This window comes from Streptantibioticus silvisoli (assembly GCF_027947535.2).
GTDB classification, from domain to species: domain Bacteria; phylum Actinomycetota; class Actinomycetes; order Streptomycetales; family Streptomycetaceae; genus Streptantibioticus_C; species Streptantibioticus_C silvisoli.
Genome location: NZ_JAAGKO020000023.1, coordinates 13,339 through 32,882, shown reverse-complemented (window position 1 = coordinate 32,882; position 19,544 = coordinate 13,339). Strand labels below are relative to the sequence as shown.

Annotated in this window: 18 protein-coding genes; 12 read left to right on the top strand and 6 right to left on the bottom strand. The window is 74.2% G+C overall.

Going from position 1 to position 19,544, the window contains the following annotated elements; translation table 11 throughout:
* The first annotated feature begins 28 nt into the window (after nucleotides 1–28).
* The 6 genes from POF43_RS16880 (at nucleotide 29) to POF43_RS16855 (ending at nucleotide 5,247) form a co-directional block, all read left to right on the top strand.
* Nucleotides 29–463 carry a gas vesicle protein gene (locus POF43_RS16880; protein WP_271313634.1) on the top strand — a complete coding sequence of 145 codons (435 nt, stop codon included), beginning with the start codon at nucleotides 29–31 and terminating at the stop codon, nucleotides 461–463.
* Nucleotides 460–1,353: a GvpL/GvpF family gas vesicle protein gene (locus tag POF43_RS16875; protein ID WP_271322727.1), complete on the top strand. Its 894-nt coding sequence runs from the start codon at nucleotides 460–462 to the stop codon at nucleotides 1,351–1,353. The genes POF43_RS16880 and POF43_RS16875 overlap by 4 nt, the downstream gene beginning before the upstream one ends.
* Before the next feature lie 10 nt (nucleotides 1,354–1,363).
* Nucleotides 1,364–1,570, top strand: coding sequence for a gas vesicle protein (locus tag POF43_RS16870; RefSeq protein WP_271313636.1), 207 nt, complete (start codon nucleotides 1,364–1,366; stop codon nucleotides 1,568–1,570).
* A gap of 13 nt (nucleotides 1,571–1,583) precedes the next feature.
* A complete protein-coding gene (locus tag POF43_RS16865; protein ID WP_271313637.1) occupies nucleotides 1,584–1,973 on the top strand; it encodes a gas vesicle protein K in 390 nt (129 codons plus the stop codon).
* Between the two features lie 166 nt (nucleotides 1,974–2,139).
* Nucleotides 2,140–2,619 (top strand): hypothetical protein, encoded by a 480-nt coding sequence (locus POF43_RS16860; protein WP_271322728.1) that lies wholly within the window; start codon nucleotides 2,140–2,142, stop codon nucleotides 2,617–2,619.
* Nucleotides 2,620–2,745: 126 nt separating this feature from the next.
* Nucleotides 2,746–5,247 (top strand): hypothetical protein, encoded by a 2,502-nt coding sequence (locus POF43_RS16855; protein ID WP_282704618.1) that lies wholly within the window; start codon nucleotides 2,746–2,748, stop codon nucleotides 5,245–5,247.
* Nucleotides 5,248–5,260: 13 nt separating this feature from the next.
* On the opposite strand, the gene POF43_RS16850 is transcribed toward POF43_RS16855, so the two are convergent.
* Together POF43_RS16850 and POF43_RS16845 are read right to left on the bottom strand one after the other, a co-directional pair.
* Complete coding sequence (locus tag POF43_RS16850) at nucleotides 5,261–6,433, bottom strand: anhydro-N-acetylmuramic acid kinase (RefSeq protein ID WP_271322595.1); 1,173 nt, start codon at nucleotides 6,431–6,433, stop codon at nucleotides 5,261–5,263.
* Nucleotides 6,434–6,589: 156 nt separating this feature from the next.
* Entirely contained in the window at nucleotides 6,590–8,152 is a 1,563-nt protein-coding gene (locus POF43_RS16845) for a sodium:solute symporter (RefSeq protein ID WP_271313181.1), read from the bottom strand.
* A gap of 294 nt (nucleotides 8,153–8,446) precedes the next feature.
* Here POF43_RS16845 and POF43_RS16840 point away from each other — a divergent pair, with 294 nt between their 5' ends.
* On the top strand, nucleotides 8,447–9,367 hold the full coding sequence (locus POF43_RS16840; protein WP_271313182.1) for a MurR/RpiR family transcriptional regulator: 921 nt from the start codon (nucleotides 8,447–8,449) through the stop codon (nucleotides 9,365–9,367).
* A 76-nt stretch (nucleotides 9,368–9,443) separates the two neighbouring features.
* Here POF43_RS16840 and POF43_RS16835 read toward each other — a convergent pair whose 3' ends face one another.
* From POF43_RS16835 to POF43_RS16825, 3 genes are read right to left on the bottom strand one after another with little or no spacing between them, the layout of a single operon-like run.
* Nucleotides 9,444–10,097, bottom strand: a complete 654-nt coding sequence (locus tag POF43_RS16835; RefSeq protein WP_271322594.1) for a LutC/YkgG family protein — start codon at nucleotides 10,095–10,097, stop codon at nucleotides 9,444–9,446.
* Complete coding sequence (locus POF43_RS16830) at nucleotides 10,097–11,518, bottom strand: lactate utilization protein B (RefSeq protein WP_271322593.1); 1,422 nt, start codon at nucleotides 11,516–11,518, stop codon at nucleotides 10,097–10,099. Before POF43_RS16830 ends, POF43_RS16835 begins: the two co-directional genes overlap by 1 nt.
* Nucleotides 11,515–12,276 carry a (Fe-S)-binding protein gene (locus POF43_RS16825; RefSeq protein ID WP_271313185.1) on the bottom strand — a complete coding sequence of 254 codons (762 nt, stop codon included), beginning with the start codon at nucleotides 12,274–12,276 and terminating at the stop codon, nucleotides 11,515–11,517. Before POF43_RS16825 ends, POF43_RS16830 begins: the two co-directional genes overlap by 4 nt.
* Before the next feature lie 194 nt (nucleotides 12,277–12,470).
* Between POF43_RS16825 and POF43_RS16820 the strand changes: the two genes are divergently transcribed.
* From POF43_RS16820 to POF43_RS16800, 5 genes are all read left to right on the top strand, one after another.
* Nucleotides 12,471–14,294, top strand: a complete 1,824-nt coding sequence (locus POF43_RS16820; protein ID WP_271322592.1) for a 5'-nucleotidase C-terminal domain-containing protein — start codon at nucleotides 12,471–12,473, stop codon at nucleotides 14,292–14,294.
* 175 nt (nucleotides 14,295–14,469) lie between these two features.
* Nucleotides 14,470–14,844, top strand: a complete 375-nt coding sequence (locus tag POF43_RS16815; protein WP_271313187.1) for an ArsC/Spx/MgsR family protein — start codon at nucleotides 14,470–14,472, stop codon at nucleotides 14,842–14,844.
* Nucleotides 14,845–14,928: 84 nt separating this feature from the next.
* On the top strand, nucleotides 14,929–15,879 hold the full coding sequence (pip, locus tag POF43_RS16810) for a prolyl aminopeptidase (protein WP_271322591.1): 951 nt from the start codon (nucleotides 14,929–14,931) through the stop codon (nucleotides 15,877–15,879).
* Nucleotides 15,880–16,255: 376 nt separating this feature from the next.
* Nucleotides 16,256–17,515 carry a ricin-type beta-trefoil lectin domain protein gene (locus tag POF43_RS16805; protein ID WP_271313189.1) on the top strand — a complete coding sequence of 420 codons (1,260 nt, stop codon included), beginning with the start codon at nucleotides 16,256–16,258 and terminating at the stop codon, nucleotides 17,513–17,515.
* A gap of 289 nt (nucleotides 17,516–17,804) precedes the next feature.
* The gene (locus tag POF43_RS16800) at nucleotides 17,805–18,332 is read left to right on the top strand and encodes a transglycosylase SLT domain-containing protein (RefSeq protein ID WP_271322590.1); all 528 of its coding nucleotides are present in this window, start codon (nucleotides 17,805–17,807) and stop codon (nucleotides 18,330–18,332) included.
* A 215-nt stretch (nucleotides 18,333–18,547) separates the two neighbouring features.
* Here POF43_RS16800 and POF43_RS16795 read toward each other — a convergent pair whose 3' ends face one another.
* A complete protein-coding gene (locus POF43_RS16795) occupies nucleotides 18,548–19,450 on the bottom strand; it encodes an HAD family hydrolase (RefSeq protein WP_271322589.1) in 903 nt (300 codons plus the stop codon).
* Nucleotides 19,451–19,544 lie beyond the last annotated feature (94 nt).

Genomic DNA, 19,544 nt, shown 5'->3' with positions numbered 1-19,544 from the left:
GCCGCAACCCACGAAGAGGTGACGACACATGTCTGATGCACTGTCCGGCCGTCTGGGGTCGTCGCAGGCGATGTCCCCGTACGGGCAGCAGGAGTCGTCGGCCAACCTGGCCGACATCCTGGAACGCGTCCTCGACAAGGGCGTCGTCATCGCCGGAGACATCCAGATCAATCTGCTCGACATCGAGCTGCTCACGATCAAGCTCCGGCTGCTGGTCGCCTCGGTCGACAAGGCCAAGGAGATGGGCATCGACTGGTGGGAGCACGACCCGTCGCTGTCCTCCGGCGCCCGCCGGCGGGACGGCGACGGGCCCGGCCGGGTCGCCGGGCGCGACGCGGCGCAGGAGGTCGGGCCGGGCGGCGACCCGTCCGACCTCGCGGCGGAGAACGAACGGCTGCGCGCCGAGATCGAGCGGCTGCGCGAGTCCGCGCCGGCCTCCGGAACCGAGGAGGCCGGCCGGTGACCGCCCCGGACCAGGTCAGTTACGTGTACGCGATCGGACGGGCCGCCGAGGTGGCGGCCGCCGGCGCGCTGCCCGCCGGGGTCGGCGGCGCCGAGGTGCTGCCGGTCACCGGCGGCACCCTCGGCGCCCTGGTCTCGCGGGTGCCGGCCGACCGCTTCGGCGAGGCCGGCCTGCGCGAACGGCTCGACGACCTCGCGGGCCTGGAGGCGATGGCCCGCGCCCACCACGAGGTGGTCGCCGCCGCCTACCGGGCCGGCGTCGCCCTGCCGCTGCGGCTGGCCACCGTCTACGCCGACGACGACCGGGTGGCCGCCGTCCTGCGCGACCGGGAGGCCGAACTGCTCGGCCTGCTGGACCGGTTGACCGGCCACGCCGAGTACGGCGTCAAGGTCTACGCCGGCGGTCCGCAGGAGGACGTCGTGCCCGGCGCCGCCGACTCCGCGGCGGCCCCGGCCAGCAGCCCCGGCCGCGCCTACCTGCTGCGCCGGCGTGCCGAACGCGACGGCAGGCGTTCCGCCCAGCGTGCGGCCGGCGCGCTGGCCGACCGGGTCGCCGAGGCGGCCTCGGCCCTGGCCACCGACCGCGTCGTCCACCGGCCGCAGCAGGGCGCCCTCGCCACCGGCCCCGGCGAGAACATCGCCAACCTCGCCTTCCTGGTGCCCGACGACCGGGCCGGTTCGTTCGTCACCGCCGTCCAGGACGCCGGCGTCGCGCGGCCCGGCACCCGCGTCGAGGTCACCGGCCCCTGGGCGCCGTACTCCTTCGCCACCGCGCTGCCGGCCGACGCGCCGCAGCACGGGGGCGGGGCGGCGGACGGGGGCGCCGGCGTGGCGGACGGTGCCGGGCCGGACGGCGCCGTCGGGCGTCCCGGTGGCGAACGTGTCCGGTGAGGCGGGCCCGGTGCCCAGCTGGCCGACCGCCGGCGCCGACCTCGATCCGCTGGCGGACCGCCAGGTGGCCCTGGTCGACCTGCTGGACCGGCTGCTCAACGGCGGCGCCGTGCTGACCGGCGACATCGTGCTGTCGGTGGCCGACGTCGACCTGGTCCACATCAGCCTGCGCGCCGTCATCCGTTCGATCACGCCGGACAGTCCGGCGCCCTGGTGAGGGAAGCGATGCCATGACCGCCGATCAGCGCTGGAACGAGGTCGCCCAGGCGGCGGCCCGCGCCTTCGACCTGACCCCGCCGCCCGCCGGTGAGCCTCAAGCGCCGGGCGAGCAGCGGCAGTTGACCACCCGGCTGGCCACCGACCCGGACACCGTCGAGCGCGACCTGATCAAACTCGTGCTCACCATCGTGGAGTTGCTGCGCCAGCTGATGGAACGTACCGCGCTGCACCGCGTCGACCACGGCGACCTGAGCGAGGACCAGGAGGAGCGGATCGGCATGACGCTCATGGTCCTTCAGGACCGCATGGCCGAACTGTGCGACCGCTACGGCCTCACCATGGCCGACCTGAACCTCGATCTCGGCCCGCTCGGCACGCTGTTGCCGCCCGCCGACCGCTGACGCCGGTTCACCTTCCGTCGCACGGCTGCGAATTCGCGCGCCCGTGCGGCGACAACGCGTCAATTGCGGTAACCGTGCGGTAAGTCGGTGGTGCCGCGTGAAAGAAAATTGTTCGTGTGAACGAAAAACGGAGTTTTGACCGCCCCCGACGGGTTAGGCGAACACCATGAGTGAAGAAAACGCCAATTCGGAGAAGAGCAGCCGCGCTTCGACCCCCACGTCGAAGGCGCGGAAGAAGACCACGACGCGGGCCGCCGCCACCGGCAAGAAGACGCAGAGCGCCGCCCGGACCACCCGGTCGCGTACCGCCAGCTCCGGCCGCACCGCGGCCGCGGCGACCTCCACCGCCGGCAACACGGTGACCGCCACGGTCTCCTCGGCCGCCGACAAGGCCGCCGAGCACACCGGGAAGGCGGGCCGCGCGGCGGTGGACGCGATGGGCGACGGACGGCAGCTCGTCTCCTCCGCGACCCGCAAGGCCGCGCACGGCGCGGTGGCCGCCTGGACCGTGCTGCGCGCCCGCAAGCTGATCGCCGCGGGCGCCGGAGCCGGCGTCGCGGTCGCGGGTGCCTGTTTCGCCGCCGGACGGCTCTCCGCCGCCCGCAACTTCGGCCCGCTGACCCGGGCCACCGGCGGCCGGATCTGATCCGCCGTCGTGCTGTGACACCGGCGTGGTTGAACTCCCCTCCCATCGTGCGAAATCGTTGACCCGTCGCGGTAGGTCCGCACGCGCGCCGGAGACGCGTCGCATCGATGAGGGGGAGTCCGACCGATGGGGTTTTTCGGGCGCAGGCAGGAACACCGGCGTGACGCCGTACGGCCACAGGCCGGCACGGCCGGCCCGCCCGGTCCACCGGACGGCGCGGACGCGCGGCGCACCGGGCCCGCCGCCGAGACGGCCGAGACCGCCGCGTTGCGCGCCGCGGTACGCAACGGCGACCTGCGCGCGGCCGAACGCCTGGGCAAGCTGCTCGCCGCCCGCGGCCCGGCCCAGGAGAGCGCAGCGGACGCCGCAGCCGACACCGCCGCCCGTTCCGCCTCTTCCGCCGCCGAGGACGAACTCGACCGCTACCGGCGCCGGGCGGCCGGCGGTGACCGTGAGGCGGCCCACCGCGCGGCGACCGCGCTGCTGCGGTCGGGTCGGACCGACGAGGCCGAACGGCTCCTGGACCGCGCCGTCCAGGCCGGACACCCCGCGTCCGCCTACCTGCTGGCCCAGTTGCGCCGCGACCGCGGTGAACACGCCCGCGCCGTCGAGCTGATGCGGCTCGCGGACCGCGGCGGCAAGGACGGCGCCGCCCGGCTCGCCGCGCTGTGGCTGCTGGAGGACGGCGACGCCTCCGCCGCCGTGCCATTGCTGCGCAAGGTCATCTCCCGCGGCGACCGCGCCATGATCCCCGCCCTGGTCAGCGCCCTGCTGGCGGTCGGCGACCTGGACGCCGCCGAGGCCGCCGTCCGCCCCGCCGCCGACGCGGGGGACTGGCGGGCGCAGTACGACCTGCTCGCCGTCCGCCAGGAACGCGCCCGCCGCACCGGCGGCGACCTGGCCGACCAGGAGCTGTGGACGCTGCTGAAGACGGCGGCGACCGGCCTGCTGGCGGAGGTCACCCCGCTGGTCAACGACGGACGGCTCGGCGACGCCGAGGAACTGCTGCGCGGCCCCGCCGCCGCCGGCGACCCCGTCGCCATGGAGAACCTCGCCATCGTCATGATGCGCCGGGCCGGCGGCGATCCCGCGATACGCGCCGAGGCCCGCACCCACCTGGAACGCTCCGCCGCCCTCGGCAACATCACCGCCGAGGACTGCTTGACCGAACTGGACGCGATCGAGGCGAAGTTGGCGGCGGCCGAGCAGGGTCCGGGCCCGCGGTCGAAGCCGAGCAGGAGGCGCGGGGCCGCGCGGGCGACGGAGGACCCCGCAGAGACCTCGGCGGGGGCTGCCGGGGCACCGGAGGATGCGACGCCGGAGCGTGCGGCCTCTGAACGTGCGATCTCTGAACGTGCGGGGGCGGAGCGTGAAGTGGCGGAACCCGCGGGGACGGCAGGTGGGCCGGAGATACCGGCACCGGCACGGCGGGACGCCGCACCGGAGCCCCCCGCGCCGGCGCCGCGGACGGTTGCACCGGCGCCGCAGACCACCGCCGCGCCGCAGGCATCCGCACCGCAGGACGCCGCTTCCGCACCGCAGGTTCCGGCATCGGCTCCGCGAGCCGCCGATCCGCAGGTTCTCGCGCAGGCGTCGCCCGCCTCCGCCTCCGAGCCGCGCCCCACCGCACCGCTGGACGCTGCCTCCGCGCCGCAGTCCCCGGCGCCGGGGCGGCAGGTCGACGCCGCCGCACCGCAGCCCACCGGTTCGGCACCGCGAGCCGCCGATCCGCAGGTTCCCGGGCAGGCGTCGCCCGCCTCCGCCTCCGAGCCGCGCCCCACCGGTTCAGTGCCGCAGCCCGCCGCACCGGAAGCGCAGGCCCCCGCACCGCCGGCCCCCGCACCGGAAGCCCCCGCACCGCAGCCCGCCGCGCCCCAGGCCCCCGTGTCGGCACCGCAAGCCAACACCCCGCACCCCGCCGCACCACAACCCCCCGCCCCCGCGCCGCAGGCCAGCGCACCGCAACCCCCCGCCCCCGACGCCAAGCCGATGACCGTCGCGGAGGCGTTGGCCCGGGTCTATGCCGTGCTGTTGACGGAGGCGGAGCTGCCGGACGGGCACCGGATCGGGCAGGAGATCGAACTCGCCCCCGGCATCGAGGTGTTGACCGCCTTCGACGGGCCCGGGACGATGCGGCTGCTGTCGGCGCCGGGGATGGCGGCGCTCGGCGACCCGGGCGAGGTCTTCCGCCGGGCGGTGGAGAACCTGATGACGGTCACGGTCGGCGAGCACCACACGCTGGGCGCGCCGGGCGGCGCCGTCTTCCACCGGATGGCGGGCACGTCGCCGTTCACCGCCTCCACGGTGCTGGTCCTGGACCGGGTGGTGGCCGCCGCCACCGGTCGGCCGCTGCCGCCGGACGGCGCGCTGGTCGGCATACCGACCCGGTACGAACTGGTCTTCCACCCCGTGCGGGACGCCGCCGCGCGCGGGGCGCTGGAAGCGATGGCCCACCACACCGCCGGCCGATATGCCCAGGGGCCGGCCGCGCTGGCCCCGGCGGTGTACTGGTGGCGGGACGGCGCCCTGACCCCGTTGACCGCGCTGGAGAACGGGACGGCCGTCCTGACCGCCGATCCGGAGTTCGAGGCCGTGCTGGACCGCCTGCCCCCGTCCACCGCCGTCTGAAGCGCCCCGCCCGTCACCCCTGCGTCACCACCAGCCGGCGTGGTGCCTCCGCAGCCGGTGCCGGCAGCCTCAGCGGGCCGGCGCCCGGGGTGACCGAGCCCAGCAGGGTGGCGTGCCGGGCGCCGGTGCACGACGGCAGGGCGGCCGGCAGGCCGTTGACGGTGAGGAAGCCGAGGACGGCGAAGGCCAGCGCCTCCTTGGCGTCGGACGGGACGCCGAGCGCGTCGCTGGGCAGCAGCCCCACCCCGGGCAGTTCCTCGGCGAGCATCCGGACCAGCACCGGGTTGCGGGTGCCGCCGCCGGAGAGCACCAGCCGCGTCACGCCGTACGCGCGGCAGGCGGCGGCCGCGGTGACCGCGGTCAGCCGGGCCAGCGTCGCCAGCACGTCGTCGGGTCGCTCCACCGGCACCGCCGCCAGCGCGGCCAGCAGATACGGCAGGTGGAACAGTTCCTTGCCGGTGCTCTTCGGCGCCGGCCGGGCGTAGTAGGGGTCGGCCAGCAGGTGGTCCAGCAGTCCCCGGTGCGGGCGGCCCCGGGCGGCCCGCCGGCCGTCCTCGTCGAACGCCTCCCGCCCGCCGGTGAGGTGCCGCACCGCCGCGTCCAGCAGCGCGTTGGCCGGCCCGGTGTCGAAGGCGAGCGGGGCGGTGCCGGGGGCGGCCACGGTGACGTTGGCGATGCCGCCGAGGTTGAGCGCGGCCGGCACGCCGTCGAGGGCGGCGAGCAGCAGCGCGTCGACCACGCCGACCAGCGGTGCGCCCTGCCCGCCCGCCGCGATGTCGCGGTTGCGCAGGTCGCAGACGACCGGCAGCCCGGTCGCCTCGGCGATCCAGGCGGGCTGGCCGAGTTGCAGGCTGCCGCGCACCACGCCGTCGGTCACCCAGTGGTGCACCGTCTGGCCGTGCGAGACCACCAGGTCGGCCCGCCCGGGGCACAGTTCGTCCACCGCGCGGACCGCGGCCGCCGCGAACGCCCGGCCGACACCGGCGTCCAGCGCGCAGACGTCGCCGATCGTGGTGGCGGCCGGCGGCAGCACCGAGGCGATCAGCTCCCGCAGCGGCGCCGGGTACGGCACGCCGAACGCCCCCAGCGGCCGCAGGGTCAACGTGTCGCCGTCCAGCGTCAGGTCGGCCGCCGCGGCCTCGATGGCGTCGTAGGACGTGCCCGACATCAAGCCGATCACCCGCACGGGATCCTCCGGAGCGCCCGCCGGCGCGGTGGGTGGTGACGGGTCGCGTCACCGGGTGGGGCCGCCCCGGGCGCGCACCCGGGGCGGACGGACGGTCTGGCACGGCGGTGGCGGACGAACGGTCCGGGACGGCCGTGACGGGCAGCGGCGCGGCCGTCAGCTCACGTCGGCCGTGGCGGCGTCGTCGTCCTGGGAGGCGGGGGGCGACGCGGTGCCCGCGGTGACCGCGCCGGTGCGGTGGAAGAGGCTGGCCAGCGAGCCGACGGCCAGCGTCACGGCCACCCCGATCGGCACCAGCCACTGCGCCGCGATGGCGGTGGGCACCGTCGCGCCGGCCACCGTCACGCCGATCTTGACGTCCCGCACGATGTAGGTCATCACCGCCAGGGTCACCACGAAGGCGATCACCGAGTCCAGCTCGGTCGCCCGCTTCACCAGCCGGCCCAGCAGGAACGCGCCGAGCAGCGCGCCGTAGGTGTAGCCGGCGATGGCCAGGCCGGTCAGGTAGACGTTGCCCGTGCTGGTGCTGAACGCGCAGGCGAAGACCGCCATCAGCACCGCCCACACCAAGGTCATCACCCGGGCCAGCTTCAGCAGCCCGGCCTCGGAGGTCTCGCGGCGCAGCAGGGTGCGGATGATGTCGGAGACCGTGGAGTTCGACATCGAGTTCAGCGCCGACGACAGCGAGCCCATCGCGGCGCCCAGGATGCCGGCCACCAGCAGTCCGGAGACCACCACCGGCAGGCCGTGCAGGATGAACTCCGGGTAGAGGTAGTCGGAGCTGGCCAGGCCCTGCTGCGCGAAGGTCTTGCCGTGGTTGTACGACCACAGCAGCGCGCCGACCAGGGAGAAGGCGGCGAACTGCACGGTGACGAAGACCCCGGAGCCGATCATCGCCTTCTGGCCGTCGCGCAGGCTCCTGGTGGCCAGGATGCGCTGCACGATCAACTGGTCGGAGCCGTGGCTGGCCATGGCGAAGATCGCACCGCCGATGATCGCGGTCGGCAGGGCGAACGGGCTGGTCAGGATGTGGTCGAAGGAGAAGTCGGTGTCGAACAGCTTCAGCCGGCCGGCGTGCAGCGCGCCGGACAGGCCGTGCCCGCCGACGTGGCCGTAGAGCACCCCGAGCGCCAGGAGCGCGCCGCCCAGGTAGAGCCCCATCTGGATCGCGTCGGTCCAGATGACCGCCTTGATGCCGCCGAGGTAGGTGTAGACGACGGTGATCAGGGTCAGTACCACGATGATCAGCTTGTATCCCGCGGGCACGCCCAGTTCGTCCAGCAGCAGCTTGATCGGGATCGCCGAGGCGAACAGCCGCACCCCCTCGGCCAGCAGCCGGGTGAAGACGAACGTCACCGACGCCAGCCCCTGGAGCCGCAGGCCGAACCGGTCGCCCAGGTACTGGTAGGCGCTGACGAAGCCGCCGCGTTTGTACAGCGGGATCAGCACGGTGGCCACCACCACGCGCCCGACCACGTAGCCGAGCGCCAGCTCCACGTTGCCGAAGCCCTGGCCGCTGTACGCGCCGCCCGGCACGCTGATCACCGTCAGCACGCTGGTCTCGGTGGCCACCACCGAGAACGACACCGTCCACCACGGCATGTTCCCCTCGCCGACGAAGTACTCCTTCGACGACTTCTGCCGCCCCGAAAGCCGCAGCCCGATCGCCGCGATGGCGACCAGGTAGACGACGATCACCACGAGGTCGAGTTGCCGCACGTGCTCACTCCTTCGTTGGGGGCCTTCGCCGTGGGACACCGCCGGGGCGGGCCGTGCCGGCCGGGTCCGGCGCGGTACGCGGTCGGCACGGCCGGGCGCGGAAACGATCCTGCCCCGGCCGTGTGGCGAAGCCGCGACGGCACGACGGGTGCGTGCGGGTGGTCCGGTTCACGGTCCAGCGAGTATCGGAAGAGCAGCCGAGACATGTCAAGAAGTAACCAGTATTCGAGCAGCCCGTATATTTTTGACCATGCCGGGCCGGATAGGGTGCGCTGCACCCACCAGGAGGTATCCATGGCTCGTCCGGTCCCGCGGCACGATGCGGCCGATCCGGTCCCCGGCCCGTCGGCCGCCGACATCCTGGTCCGGGTGCGCGCGGCCCTGCCGTCGCTCGCGCCGGCCGAACGCCGGGTGGCCGACGCGGTGCTGGCCGACCCGGCCGCCGCCGCCCGGCTGTCGATCAGCGCGCTGAGCGAACGGGCCGCGACCTCGGTGACCACCGTCATGCGGTTCTGCCGCACCGTCGGGCTGGCCAACTACCCGCAGCTGCGGCTGGCGCTGGCCGCGGCCGCCGCCCGCGAGGACGCCCTCGGCGCCGGCCGTACCCCGGTGAGCACCGAGATCAGCGCCACCGATCCGCTGGAGCGCATCGTGGAGAAGATCGTCTACAACGAGGTGCGGGCCCTGGAGGAGTCCGGCGCCGCGCTGGACGTCGCCACCCTCGGCCTCGCGGTCGACGCGGTCGCCCGGGCCCGCCGGGTCGACATCTTCGGGGTGGGCGCCAGCGGCTTCGTCGGCCAGGACCTGCACCAGAAACTGCACCGGATCGGCCGGATCGCCTTCATCTGGACCGACGTGCACGCCGCGCTGACCGCGGCCGCGCTGCTCGGACCGGCGGACGTCGCCCTGGCCATCTCGCACTCCGGGGAGACCGCCGACACCGTCGAGGCGCTCCAGGCGGCCGCCGAACGCGGCGCCACCACCATCGCGCTGACCAACGACGCCCGCTCCACCCTCGCCGACAGCGCCGACCTGGTACTGACCACCTGCGCCCGCGAGACCCCCTACCGCTCCGGCGCCACGGTCAGCCGGATAGCCCAACTCGCCCTGGTCGACTGCCTGTTCGTGGGCGTCGCGCAACGCAGCTACGACGCCAGCGCGCTGGCCCTGCACAACACCTACGGCGCCGTCCACCGCCGCCGGGGCCGCCGCTGAGCCCGACACCCCGATCGCGCCCTCGGCTCCGCCGCCGACCCCGGTCCCGGCTCCGAGCGCGCCCCCGGTCCGCCGGTCAGGCGTCCGTGTCGGCCACCAGCACCGCGTGCAGCGTGCGCGGGCCGTGCACGCCTTCGACCCGGTCGAGTTCGATGTCGCTGGTGGCGGACGGCCCGGAGATCCAGGTCTGCGGGCGGGCCGGGTCGAGCCGGGGCAGGGCCAGCGGCACCGAGGCCACCAGCTGCTCCGGCAGCCGGACCACGCACACGTGCAGATCGGGCACCAGGCTCAGCAGCCGCCGGCCCTGCGCCGGGCCGGCGTCCAGCACGATGGTGCCGGTCTCCGCGATCGCCACCGCGCACCCGGTGACCACCGCGTCGACGCCGTCCAGCTCCCGGGCGGTCAGCGGCTGCCCGGGCCGGTCGGCGACCTGTTCGGCGCCGCAGTCCGCCAGCCACCCGGCCGGCAGCCCGTCCGGCACGGCGACCCGGCGCGCCCCGGCCGCCGCCAGCACACCGGCCACGGCCGCGGCCAGGCCCGCCGGGGTCACCCGGTGCACGACCGCCCGGTAGTCGGCGAGGTTGTCGGCCAGCAGATCGGCGACGGCCCGCGGATCACCGCTCTCGTGGACGGTCAGGTAGTCGCGCGGCGGCTCGGGCACCTCGGGGGCGTCGGCGATCGCGGCCCTGATCCGGGCCAGCACGCGGTCCCTGGACGTTTCGGCGGTCATCAGCGGTTCCTCTTCCACCAGGTGCGGAACGACTCCGCCGGCACGTCCGGCAGGTCGCGGCTGCGGGTCCAGGCGCCCGCCCCGGGGCCGGGCAGCCGGGAGGGGTGCAGGCGGCGGGTGGCCGACGCGGCCCGCTCGCCGGCCTCCAGCGCGGCGGGGTGGTTCAGCAGCCACCCGGCGGCCTTCATCGCCGCCTTCTCCAGGCGGTGGCCGGCCCCGCCCTGGTCGGCGACGCGTTCGCGCAGGTGGACCAGGACCTCGGGGATGTCGATGGCGACCGGGCAGACCTCGTAGCAGGCGCCGCACAGCGAGGAGGCGTACGGCAGCGAGGCGTCGATCTCGCTCGCGGTGCCGCGCAGCTGCGGGGTGAGGATCGCGCCGATCGGGCCCGGGTAGGCGGAGCCGTACGCGTGCCCGCCGGCCCGTTCGTAGACCGGGCAGACGTTGAGGCAGGCCGAGCAGCGGATGCAGCGCAGCGCCTGGCGGCCCACCTCGTCGGCGAGGGTGTCGGTGCGGCCGTTGTCGAGCAGGACCAGGTGGAAGGTGCCGGGCCCGTCGCCGTCGGTGGTGCCGGTCCACGTCGAGGTGTAGGGGTTCATCCGCTCGGCGGTGGAGGAACGCGGCAGCAGCTGGAGGTAGACCTCCAGGTCGCGCCATTCGGGGATGACCTTCTCGATGCCCACGACCGAGATCAGCGTCTCCGGCAGCGTCAGGCACATGCGCCCGTTGCCCTCGGACTCCAGCACCACCAGGGTGCCGGTCTCGGCGACCATGAAGTTGGCACCGGAGATGGCGACCTTGGCGCGCAGGAACTTCTCCCGCAGGTGCAGCCGGGCCGCCTCGGCCAGTTCCGCCGGGGTGTCGGTCAGCCCCTCGGGCGCCGGACGGCCCCAGCGGGCCATCTTCTCGCGGAAGATGTCGCGGATCTCGCCGCGGTTGCGGTGGATGGCCGGCACCAGGATGTGCGAGGGGCGGTCGTCGCCGAGCTGCACGATGAGTTCGGCCAGGTCGGTCTCGTAGGCGGTGATGCCCTCGGCGGCCAGCGCCTCGTTCAGGCCGATCTCCTGGGTGGCCATCGACTTGACCTTGACGACCTCCGACTCACCGGTGGCCCGCACGAGTTCGGTGACGATCCGGTTGGCCTCGTCGGCGTCGGCGGCCCAGTGCACGACACCGCCGGCCGCGGTGACCTTCTCCTCGACCTGGAGCAGGTAGTCGTCCAGGTGGCGCAGCGTGCGGTCCTTGATGTCCTTGCCGGCCTGCCGCAGCGCGGCCCAGTCGTCCAGTTCGGCGACCGCCTGGGCGCGCTTGTCGCGGATGGTGTGGGTGGCACGGGTCAGGTTGCCGCGCAGGACGGTGTCGTTGACCGCGCTCGCCGCGGCCTCGGGGAAGGCGGGCATGCCGAGGTACGTGCCGGTCATGACGGGCTCCAGGGGTCGTCCTCGGTGCTGGCGAGGATGTCGGCGAGGTGCAGGGTCCGCAGCGGGTCGTCCTGCCGCCGCAGGGTGCCGTCGAGGTGCATCAGGCACGAGTTGTCCGCGCCGCACAGCAGCTCGGCGCCGGTGGAACGGGCGTTGCGGATCTTGTCGTCGGCCATCGCGGCGGAGACGTCGGCGTTCTTCACCGCGAACGTCCCCCCGAAGCCGCAGCACTCCTGCGCGCCCGGCAGCTCCCGCAGCTCCAGGCCGCGCACCGCCTCCAGCAGCCGGCGCGGCCGGTCGCCGAGACCCAGCATCCGCAGGCCGTGGCAGGAGGGGTGGTAGGTCACCGTGTGCGGGAACCAGGCGCCGACGTCCTCCACCCCGAGGACGTCCACCAGGAACTCGGTCAGCTCCCGCACCCGCGGCACCAACGAGGCCGCCGCGTCGGCGAGTTCACCGCCCCGGCCCTCGGCGGCCGCCTTCGCCCCGATCCGCGGGTAGTTGTCGCGCACCATCGCCACGCACGATCCCGACGGCGTCACCACGTGGTCGTAGCCGGCGAACGCGGCGGCGGTGCGCCGTACCAGCGGCTCGGTCTCCCGGCGGTACCCGGTGTTGAACTGCGGCTGCCCGCAACACGTCTGCGCCGCGGGGAAGTCCACCTCCACCCCGAGCCGTTCCAGCAGCCGCACGGTGGCCCGCGCCGTCCCCGGATACAGGGCGTCGTTGACGCAGGTGACGAAGAGCGCGACACGCATGCTTGCTCCTTGGGGGCGGGCGGCGGCGGTCCCAGCCTAGAACGCCCGCCCGCGGCCCGTGCGCCCGCACCGCCGAACACGGCCCGCGGTGCCCCGCCGCGGCCGCCCCGCGGGGCCGGGGGTACCGCCTGCCGGGTTCGCACGGCACAATCTACGCGCGTCACCGTTTCACAGCCGCCTGACAGGAGCCGTGCATGCCGATCGACCGCAGGACCTTCCTCAACCGCACCGCCGCGACCGGTGCGGGTGTCGCGCTGGCCGGCGGCGTGGTCGCCGGAGCGGACACCGCCCAGGCCGACCCGCGCGACGACGGCCACGGGCACCGGCCGCACCGCACCTCGCTGCGCATCCTGGGCACCACCGACGTGCACGGCCACGTGCTCAACTGGGACTACTTCACCAACGCCGAGTACGACGACGCCACCCACAACGACGTGGGCCTGGCCAAGGTCGCCACCCTCGTCGAGCAGGCCCGCGAGGAGGCCGGCCGGCACCGCACGCTGCTGATCGACGCCGGCGACATCATCCAGGGCACCCAGTTGTCCTACTACTACGCCCGGGTCGACCCGATCACCGGCGGCGACGGCAAGCGCCCGCCGAAGCACCCGATGGCGCTGGCCATGAACCACATGAAGTACGACGCCGCCGCGCTCGGCAACCACGAGTTCAACTACGGCATCCCGGTGCTGCGCGCCTTCGAGGCCCAGTGCGACTTCCCGCTGATCGCCGCCAACGCGCTGGACGCCAAGACGCTCAAGCCCGCCTTCGAGCCCTACATCGTCAAGCACGTGCGGGTCCCCGGCGCCCCGGACATCAAGATCGGCGTCCTGGGCCTGACCAACCCCGGCATCGCCATCTGGGACAAGGCCAACGTCCAGGGGAGGATGACCTTTCCCGGCCTGGTCGAGCAGGCCAAGGTCTACGTGCCCAAGCTGCGCTCCCTCGGCTGCGACGTGGTCTTCTGCACCGACCACTCCGGCCTGGACGGCGGCACCACCTACGGCGACGGTGTGCCGTACCCGGAGAACGCCTCCTCCCTGGTGGCCGCCCAGGTCCCCGGCATCGACGCGATCCTGGTCGGCCACACGCACGTCGAACGGCCCTGCACGATCGTCGCCAACGAGCAGACCGGCAAGCAGGTCGTGCTCTCCGAGCCGCTGATGTGGGGCATGCGGCTGAGCGTCTTCGACTTCGAGCTCGAACTGACCGGCGGCCGCTGGCAGGTCGCCTCGGTCACCGCCGAGGTCCGCAACGCCAACACCGCCGCCGAGGACCCGCGCGTCGTCGAACTGGTCAAGGCCGAGCACGACGTCGTGGTGGAGTACGTCAACCAGGTGGTCGGCACCTGCACGGCGGCGATGTCGGCGACGGAGTCCACGTACAAGGACACCCCGATCATCGACTTCATCAACCTGGTGCAGGCCGACACGGTCACCAAGGCGCTGGCGGGCACGGGTTACGCCGCGCTGCCGGTGCTGTCGCAGGCGTCCTGCTTCTCGCGCACCGCCGCCATCCCGGCCGGCCAGGTCTCGCTGCGCGACGTCGCGGGGCTGTACATCTACGAGAACACCCTGGACGCCAAGATCCTCACCGGCGCCCAGGTCAAGGACTACCTGGAGTGGTCGGCCGCGTACTTCGTGCAGACCGCGCCCGGCGACCCGGTGGACCTGACGAAGATCACCAACGCCAACGGCACCGCGGACTTCAGCTACGACGTGCTCAGCGGTGTCTCCTACGACATCGACATCGCCCAGCCGGCGGGCTCGCGGATCGTCGGCCTCACGCACGGCGGCGCGCCGCTCGACCCGGCCGCGCAGTTCGTGCTGGCGGTCAACAACTACCGTTCCGGCGGCGGCAGCGGCTACCCGCACATCGCCACCGCCCAGTCGGTGTGGTCCAGCAGCGACGAGATCCGCAACACGATCATCGCCTGGGTGCAGGCCACCGGCACGATCGACCCGTCCACCTTCGGCGGCGACACCTGGCGGCTGACCCGCGCGGGCGTGCCGCTGTTCTGACGGCCGCGGGCCGCCCCCCGGCCGGTGCGGGTGCGGGCGCCGGTGCCGAGGCTCGATGCGGCGCCGGTGCCGTTGCCGGTGCAGGTGCCGAGGCCCGAACCGGCGCCGGCGCCGATGCCGTTGCCGAGGCCGGCGTCCGTACCGTCGCGGGCCGGGGGGACGGCAGACTTGCCGTATGGAGATCTGGATCAACCCGGCGTGCTCGAAGTGCCGTTCCGCCCTGTCGGTGCTGGACGCGGAGGGCGCCTCGTACACCGTGCGCCGCTACCTCGACGATCCGCCGACCGAGGCCGAACTCGGCGCGCTGCTGGAGCGGTTGGGCCTGGAACCGTGGGACATCGCACGGGTCGGTGAGCCGGTCGCGCAGCAGGCCGGCCTGCCGCGGTGGCCGCGCGGCGCGGCGGACCGGGCGCGGTGGATCGCGGCGCTCGCGCGGCACCCGGTGCTGATCCAGCGCCCGATCATCACCGCCGACGACGGTCACGCGGTGGTGGCCAGGACCGAGGAGGCCGTGCGGTCGGCGCTGCCCGGCGGCCGGAAAACCGGCTGACGCTCCCGGCGCCGCGTGACAGGCTGGCGGATTCGCCGCCCCGGCCCGCGCGGCGCCGGCGCGGCCCGCCTCCGAAAGGCCGTCATGGACCCGCTCCACCCGCTGTACGAGCCGTACGACCACGGCATGCTGGACGTCGGTGACGGCAACCTCGTGTACTGGGAGGTGTGCGGCGACCCGCGGGGCCGGCCGGCCGTCGTGCTGCACGGCGGGCCGGGGTCGGGGTGCGCGCCGGGGTACCGCCGGTACTTCGACCCGGAACGCTACCGGGTGGTGCTGTTCGACCAGCGTGGCTGCGGCCGCAGCCTGCCGCACGCGTCCGATCCGGCCACCGACATGTCGCTCAACACCACCGCCCACCTGGTCGCCGACCTGGAACGGCTGCGCGAGCACCTGGGGATCGACCGCTGGGTGGTGACCGGCACCTCCTGGGGTTCGACGCTGGCGCTGGCGTACGCCGAACGGCACACCGACCGGGTGGCGGCCGTCGTCATCGACGGTGTCACCTCCACCCGGCGGTCCGAGATCGACTGGCTGTACAACGGCGTCGGGCGCTTCCTGCCCGAGCAGTGGCAGCGGTTCCGGGCCGCCGTGCCGGGCGGCGGCGACGTGGTGGCCGACTACGCCCGCGCCCTGGAGAACCCGGACCCGGCCGTCCGGCTGGCCGCCGCCCGCGCCTTCCACACGTGGGAGGACGCGACGATCTCCCTGGAGCCGAAGGGGCCGACCACCCTCTACAGCGACCGCGACGAGACCGCGATGCTCGCCCGGGCCCGCATCTGCGCGCACTACTTCTCCCGGGGCGCGTTCCTGGAGGAGGGCGTCCTGCTGCGGGAGGCCGGCCGGCTCGCGCGGGTGCCCGGCACGCTGATCCACGGCCGGTTCGATCTCGGCTCGCCGCTGGAGACCGCCTGGCGGCTGGCGCGGGCGATGCCGTTGGCCCAACTGGTGGTGATCGAGGGCGAGGGGCACACCGGCGGCGCCACGATGAAGGAGGCCAAACGCCGCGCGCTCGACGCTCTGGTGGCGGGCTGACGCGGCGTCGGCCGGGCGGGCGGATTCCGGTACGCGCACGGTGAAACCACCGGTCGGCGGCCGGAATCCGCCGCGGTGCGACCCCCCTCGAAAGCGGCATTGGTCCGTACCTTGACGGCGTTTGGCCTGGACCACATACTGCCGGGCGGAGGCTCACTCCACCGCGCAGCCCAGTCACGCGACGGCCGTCGCTGGCCGTCCCCCGGACGCCCGGCCCCGGTCGGCGCACCTTCGGTATGGCCGTCGACTTCTCCGTGGCGGCCGCTGGATTCCCCGGGAGCCGCAAGTGAGATCGACACCCGCGAGACCGAGCGCGCCCGCGCGCCGGCGCCCGCTCCGCACGTTCCTCAGACACTGTCACCGCGAGGTGGCGGTCGTGGCGGTCGGCCTGCTGGCCGTCTTCGCCGCCTTCCCGACGGCCGCGAACGCCACCACCGTCCCGGCGCCGCCGTCCGGCTGGAGCACCGTCTTCAGCGACGGCTTCTCCGGCGGGTCGGGCGCCGCGCCGTCCGGCCAGTGGATGTACGACACCGGTCCCGGTTCGAACTTCGGGACCGGTGAGATCGAGACGATGACCAACTCGTCGAGCAACGTGCACCTCGACGGCAACGGTCACCTGGACATCACCGCCCTGAAGAGCGGCAGTGCCTGGACGTCGGGTCGTATCCAGACCACCAGCGCCAACGTCGGCGCGCCGGCCGGCGGCAAGCTGGAGGTCACCGCCTCCATCCAGCAGCCCAACGCCAGCGGCTCCGGTTACTGGCCGGCGTTCTGGATGCTGGGCCCCGGTCAGTGGCCGGAGAACGGCGAGATCGACATCATGGAGGACGTCAACTCGCTCTCCGACGTGGCCGGGACGATCCACTGCGGCACCGACCCGGGCGGCCCGTGCAACGAGAGCAACGGCATCGGCAGCGGCCTGCGTGCCTGCTCCGGCTGCCAGAGCGGCTTCCACACGTACTCGATGATCCTCGACCGGACGAACACCTCCAACGAGTCGATCACCTTCTACCTCGACGGCACGTCGTACTTCAGCGTGAGCGAGTCGCAGGTCGGCGCCTCCACCTGGCAGGCGGCCTACGACCACAACCTGTCGATCATCTTCGACCTGGCCATGGGTGGCGGCTTCCCCAACGGCCAGTGCGGCTGCACCACGCCGAGCAGCTCGACCAGCTCCGGCGGCACGATGAGCGTCGCCTACGTGGCCGCGTACACCACCGGCGGTGGCGGCACCACCCCGCCGCCGTCCGGCGGCAGCGCGGTCACCGGCCCGGGCGGTCTGTGCCTGGACGACCGGTCCGGGTCGACCGCGGACTACAACCCCGTCCAGGTCTACACCTGCAACGGCAGCACCGCGCAGCAGTGGAGCTTCGTGCAGGCCGGCACCACGCTGCACGTGCTCGGCAAGTGCCTGGACGTCTCCGGGGCCGGTACGGCGGACGGCACGCTGGTGGACCTCTACGACTGCAACAACACCGGTTCGCAGGTGTGGATCCCGCAGTCCGACGGGGCGTTGTACAACCCGCAGTCCAACAAGTGCCTGGACGATCCGAACGGTTCGACCACGCCGGGCACCCAGGTGCAGATCTGGGACTGCAACGGCTCCACCGCCCAGGTGTGGCACCTGCCCTCCTGACGTCGGCGCCGGCGCGGCGCACGTAGCGCCGCGCAGGTGAGGCCGGGTCCGGTGCGGGCGGTCCTGCGGGACCGTCCGTACCGCGGTCCGGCCTGCCCGCGTCCGGTCGCGGCCCGTCGGGCGGGGCCGACGCGGATGGCGGAAAGGCAGCGAACGGAACTCTTGACCGGAGCATGACATCGATGTCTGATGGGTCCGCGCCGCGGCGACACCACCCCACCGGGTCCCCAGCCCGGATCGCCCCGGCGCCGTACGGCATCTCATCCCCCACCGATCGAGGAGATCGACCATGAGACGAGCCACCACCGCCCGCGCCGCCGTCATCGCTTCGGCCGTCCTGCTGGGCACCGCCTTCGCCGCCCCGGCGATGGCCGCCGCTCCGGCCGCCCACCACAGCACCGTCAAGCCCGCCTACGCGTGCAGCTCCACCCCCGGCGCCGGCGACGCGGTCACGCAGTGGAACCCCGTGGTCTCCTGCGTGCTCGGCATGCTCGGCCAGCCCGCCAGCACCGAGCTGATCAACGACGTGGACATCGTCATCCTGCACGAGTCCAGCGGCGACCCCAACGCCGTGAACAACTGGGACGAGAACGCCCAGGAGGGCCACCCCTCCACCGGCCTCGTCCAGGTCATCCAGCCGACGTTCGACGCGTACAAGAGCGCCGACCTCGCCGACAACCTCTTCGACCCGGCGGCCAACATCTTCGCCGGGATGAACTACGCCATCAACCGGTACGGCTCCATCCAGAACATCCCCGGAGTCGTCGCCGTGAACAACGGTGGCACCTACGTCGGTTACGTGGTCCCGCGCTCCTGATCAGCGTCCCGCCCTCCGGCGGCCGTCCTCCCCGGGCCGCCGGAGGAAGCGCGCTCCCCGGGTGCCCGCCCCACCGCGCCGGGCACCCCGAACCCGCGGAACGGCCCGAACGGCCCCACCACTTCCGCCGGCCACCGCATCCGCCGTCGTCCGCACCGCTCCCGCGCCCGGCGTCGTCCGCACCGCTCCCGCTGAGGCCGCGGCGGTCCGCCCGGTCAGGCGCCGACCTTGTCGGGGTCCGGCGAGCCGTCGGCGGCGGCCGGATCGGCGTCCGCGGCGCCGTCCGCGGTGACCGCCCCGGCGACCGTGGGTTCCGGGGCGAACAGCCGTTCCAGGACGGCCGCCACGCCGTCCTCGCCGATGGACAGCGTGTGGCGGGGGACCGCGGCCAGCACCGCCGGGTGCGCGTTGCCCATCGCCCAGCCGGCCCCGGCCCAGGCCAGCATCGGCAGGTCGTTGGGCATGTCGCCGAAGGCCACCACCTCCTCGGCGGTGATGCCGCGGGAGGCGCACCAGGCGGCCAGCGTGCTCGCCTTCGTGACACCGGCCGCGGTGATCTCCACCAGGCCGCGCCCGCCGGAGTGCGTGCACTGCACCCGCCCGGCCGCCGCCCGGTCCGCCGCCGCCAGCAGGGTGTCCGCGTCCAGCGTCGGCGACCAGGCCAGCAGCTTCAGCACCGGCTCGCGGCAGGCCCACAGCTCCTGCGGCCCGCTCACGTCCACCTCGATCGTGCTGGGCTCCTCGAACCGCATCGTGAACCGCGGTGTGCACAGCAGCTGTTCACCGGTCTCCACCGCGAACGCCACCCCGGGGACCGCGTCCGCCAGCGCCTGCGCGACGTCCCGGGCGACCGCCGTGTCCAGCGGCCGGCTCAGTAGCGTCGCGCCGCTCCCCAGGTCGCACACCACCGCGCCGTTGCCGCAGATCGCGGTGCCGGTCAGTCCGTTGACGGCGGCCACCCGCCGCACGGACCGCGTCGGCCGGGCGCTGACGACCACCGTCCCGGTGCCGGCCGCGGCCGCCGCCCGCAGCGCGCGCAGGGTGCGTGGCGACAAGGTGCCGTCACGGAGCAGCACGGTGCCGTCGAGGTCGGTGGCGATCAGCCGGGGAGTTCTCATCCGGCGATCCTACGGACCCCGCCCCCGCCGGGCCCGGCCTTATTGCGCCCCGGGGCACCTTCCGGCCGCCGCGGCCCGCGGGCGTTCGGGCGCG